The sequence below is a fragment of the Mycobacterium sp. genome (assembly GCF_035653355.1).
Lineage (GTDB): Bacteria > Actinomycetota > Actinomycetes > Mycobacteriales > Mycobacteriaceae > Mycobacterium.
Genome location: NZ_DASRBZ010000399.1, coordinates 1 through 3,288, shown reverse-complemented (window position 1 = coordinate 3,288; position 3,288 = coordinate 1). Strand labels below are relative to the sequence as shown.

4 protein-coding genes are annotated in these 3,288 nt (G+C 62.7%); 1 reads left to right on the top strand and 3 read right to left on the bottom strand.

Annotated features, from left to right (window positions below; genetic code table 11):
• Positions 1-46 precede the first annotated feature (46 nt).
• The 3 genes from VFA16_RS13790 to VFA16_RS13780 all read right to left on the bottom strand — a co-directional run bounded on the left by VFA16_RS13790 (position 47) and on the right by VFA16_RS13780 (position 2,228).
• Positions 47-715 (bottom strand): carboxypeptidase-like regulatory domain-containing protein, encoded by a 669-nt coding sequence (locus VFA16_RS13790; protein ID WP_324968360.1) that lies wholly within the window; start codon positions 713-715, stop codon positions 47-49.
• Between the two features lie 140 nt (positions 716-855).
• Entirely contained in the window at positions 856-1,452 is a 597-nt protein-coding gene (locus tag VFA16_RS13785) for a hypothetical protein (protein ID WP_324968359.1), read from the bottom strand.
• A 17-nt stretch (positions 1,453-1,469) separates the two neighbouring features.
• Positions 1,470-2,228 carry a hypothetical protein gene (locus VFA16_RS13780; RefSeq protein ID WP_324968358.1) on the bottom strand — a complete coding sequence of 253 codons (759 nt, stop codon included), beginning with the start codon at positions 2,226-2,228 and terminating at the stop codon, positions 1,470-1,472.
• Between the two features lie 685 nt (positions 2,229-2,913).
• Here VFA16_RS13780 and VFA16_RS13775 point away from each other — a divergent pair.
• Positions 2,914-3,144: a hypothetical protein gene (locus tag VFA16_RS13775; RefSeq protein ID WP_324968357.1), complete on the top strand. Its 231-nt coding sequence runs from the start codon at positions 2,914-2,916 to the stop codon at positions 3,142-3,144.
• Positions 3,145-3,288 lie beyond the last annotated feature (144 nt).

Here is a 3,288-nt window from a genome sequence, read left to right as displayed (position 1 = left end):
TGGCGCTCCTGACAGCGTAGGGGCCGGACATGTCCGGCCCGGCGCGCTACGGAGTCTTCTTGTGAACCGTGAACGTCACCGGCGCCAGCTCCGCGGGCGTGTTCGGCTGAAATGGCGCCTGGTCCGTCGCTTTTATCGCTTTGCCGTTCTGATCGAACACGTCCGCAACAGAGCTCGCCACTTGCAGGTTGAGCGCCGTCTTCAGCGGGATGGCCACCTGATAGTTGCGCCCGGCGCCATCGGCCGAGACGAAGCGGGCATGTCGCGGCAGCTTGTCCGGCCCTTGCAGCACGAGCTGCAGTTGCGGCTCCAGCAGCGCCGGCCCTTTCGCCGCTACCTGCGGCAGCACGTGCTCCGGATCCACGACCCGCACCTGCAGCCACGCGCCTTTCGGCGCAGTGAAGACGACGCCCGCGAACTGCTGCCCGGCCGCGAGCGTGATGGGCGCCTGCGGCGATCCCCAGACGCAGGTATCGACCCACGGCGAATTGGCCGGCGTCGGCTCGGCCGCTGAAACCTGCGCGCAGAGCACGTACTTGCCCGCGGGGAGCCGCGAGAACGTAAAGGCGCCGTTCGTGCCGGTGAACACCCGCCGCGGCGGCGAGGGGAAGCCTCGCGGTCCGGCAAAGGAGAGCGTGACCGCCGCGCGGAGCGTGCGGCCGTCCTCGGAGAGGATGTGGCCGGAGAGGGAGGCGGCGGATTGGGCAAGGAGCACAGAGGCCGGGGCCGTCAGTAGAATCGCAACAGCGACGGACCAGCGGAGGAGAAATGCCCCCGCCAAACATTGCTCGGTTTCCCGACCATGGGCCGACCGCGCTGACCGCGGCCTTGGGTCCCTGTCGGACGGGTTGAGTCTCATCGAAGGGCCTCTCTGCACGCGTTTGCGATATCGCCGTAGCACAGGTCAGCCATTCTCCATGCCGCCTGCCGGAGGCGGTAGGACACGTCAGAATTTCCGGAGGCTTTGCTCGCTCTGTAAAGTCGGGAGACCGCGCCGGGCACGTCCTCGCTGCACACGTCGTGCAGCGTCTGGATAGCGTTTCGCCAGATTACCTCGGCGGTCTTTGGATCGCCGATGGCCTCGATGAGATCCGGAACAGCCGCTTGGCCAATATCCAGCAAGGCAGTTGAGGCTGGGTAGGTATAACCCAGCATACGGGGTCGACCGATGGGCGGCAGATTGGCTTCGGCAGGATCGGCGGGTACGGGGTAGTCTAGATATGCAATCAGAGTTCGCACCGCAGGCTGGTAGTGCTTCAACCCAACCTGCTCCATGGCGTAGAAGGCGCATTCGGGCTTTAAGCTCGGGCGGTCACGCTGCAGGTATGCCAGCAGGCCTTCGGCTTTGGCATTCTCCAACTCCGCGCAAACAAACGGCCGCCCGTTAGCCGCTGCCACGCCGGCGTACAACAAGGGGAGGAGCGCAATTGCGGTTCTAGCTTTCAATCGCATTAGAACTTGGTCTCTCATCATTTTAGGTTCCATGTAATTGGTGTCGTGCCCGCGCCAGCCTGGTTGTCGCCAGCAACATCTTGGCTCAGCAATAAGTTCCCTTGGGCGTCCTGGGTGCATGAAACTCTAGCCCACCATGGAAAATTCGATCCCACCTGCAGGGTAGACGTTCGATCACCTAGAACAGCATACTGTACAAAGTTGCCTCGATATCGGTAGATGTCGGGGGTACTCAGCCCTATGCCCGGGGCATCGATATCGTAGACTTTGCCGTTCGAGTTGCCAGACTGAGGGTCATTGTCGATCAACTGCGGGTCGGATGTATCGTCCTGGCCAGGGCCATGCCCTGCCGTTGGGGTAAAGTAGGGTGCGTAGTACTGAGTCTGATTCTGATAGAGTTCGCCGGGAGGGCTCATGTTGGCGATCATTCGGCGCAGGGTAACCAGGCCGGTATAGTTGCTCGGTGTAACGGTCCCAATCAACTCAGCGCCCACTGCGCAGACTGGGGTGGAAGTCTTGGGGTCGGGCAACGTCACAATGCCGGCACCCAGACCGCTTGGAGCGCCCACTAAATAATTCGGTCCTTTTCCGTCATCGGCCGCCGGTGTGGCCCCGCGCGCAGCGTTCAGGCTGATTGTGACGTTCACGACTGTGAACTGCGCGGTGACTGGTGTGGCCCCAGGCGCCGTCGCGGTTAGGATGATGTTGTTGGCGGTGCTGCTGACTTGAGAGCCCGAGATCGTAATGGTCACCGGGCTGTCGGAATTAGCGGACACGTTTACGGTGTACGATGAGCCCCCGCCTTGAAACGTGGCTGCACCTGTGCCGGACGATGTCGATAATGAGAGTGTGACACTCTGGGCGGCAGTGGAAGACACGCTAAGTGCAAAGGTGTTCGTCCCGTTCAGAGGCACACCTGCCGGTCCACTGAGACTCAGTGCGGGTGGCGCTGGCGGTGCTGGCGGCGGGTACACCTCTACCGACTCCGTATCCGTCTCCTCACCGACCATACAGGGGAACTCGGCCTCGTTCTCAGGGTCGCCGCCATCAAAATATTGAGCGCAGGTGCTCATGTACCACGGGAACGATTGCGGCCCCGACTGCTGACTGACTAGATCTGCCGGCGGGCTGAAGTAGACCGTCATCGTGTTGTCCAGGCCGAGCTCGGCAACCCCGCTCACCCAGTTGGTCGGGTCTCCGGCGAAAGAATTCGGTCCGTATGCCACCACGGTTATGTCGCATGGCACGTCGGCAGGGCACTCATAGCCGGAATCGGGTAATGGGACATCCGCTGTTGCGGGACACCCCGCAATCAATACCGAGGCATTCGTCCCCACAGGGCAGCCGCCGGTCAAGCTCACCCGCGGTTGAGGGCTAAGCCCGATGTCCCCTACGCTCACCGACATTTGCGTTCCGCCGACGTCGATGGTGTAGGTCCCGCTCTGGGTTCCGGGCGGCGCGGTGACTGTCGTCGTCACCGTGTTTCCAGCCGAGGACGCGCTGCAGGACAAAGCCGATCCCGCCGGCGTGGTGCACGTCACGGGTGTCGTCGGGAAGGTGTTGTTCGAGGTCACAGTATTCGTGATGCTCACCTGCTGCCCATTATTATGGACGATCCCACTCCCCGTCACCGAGTTCACCGCAAACGTCGTCACCTGCGTGCCGATCGAAAAGTTGGCCGTTTTCGTGTAGTTGTCCGATGGCCGCGCGCCGGTAATGGCCAGCGGGAACGAGCCGCCGGGAGTCGCGGCCGTGCTGTTCAGGGTCAGCGTGCTGCTGGCCGTTCCGCCGCTGCTCAAGACCACTGACGCAGGCGAGAACTGCCACGTCACCCCG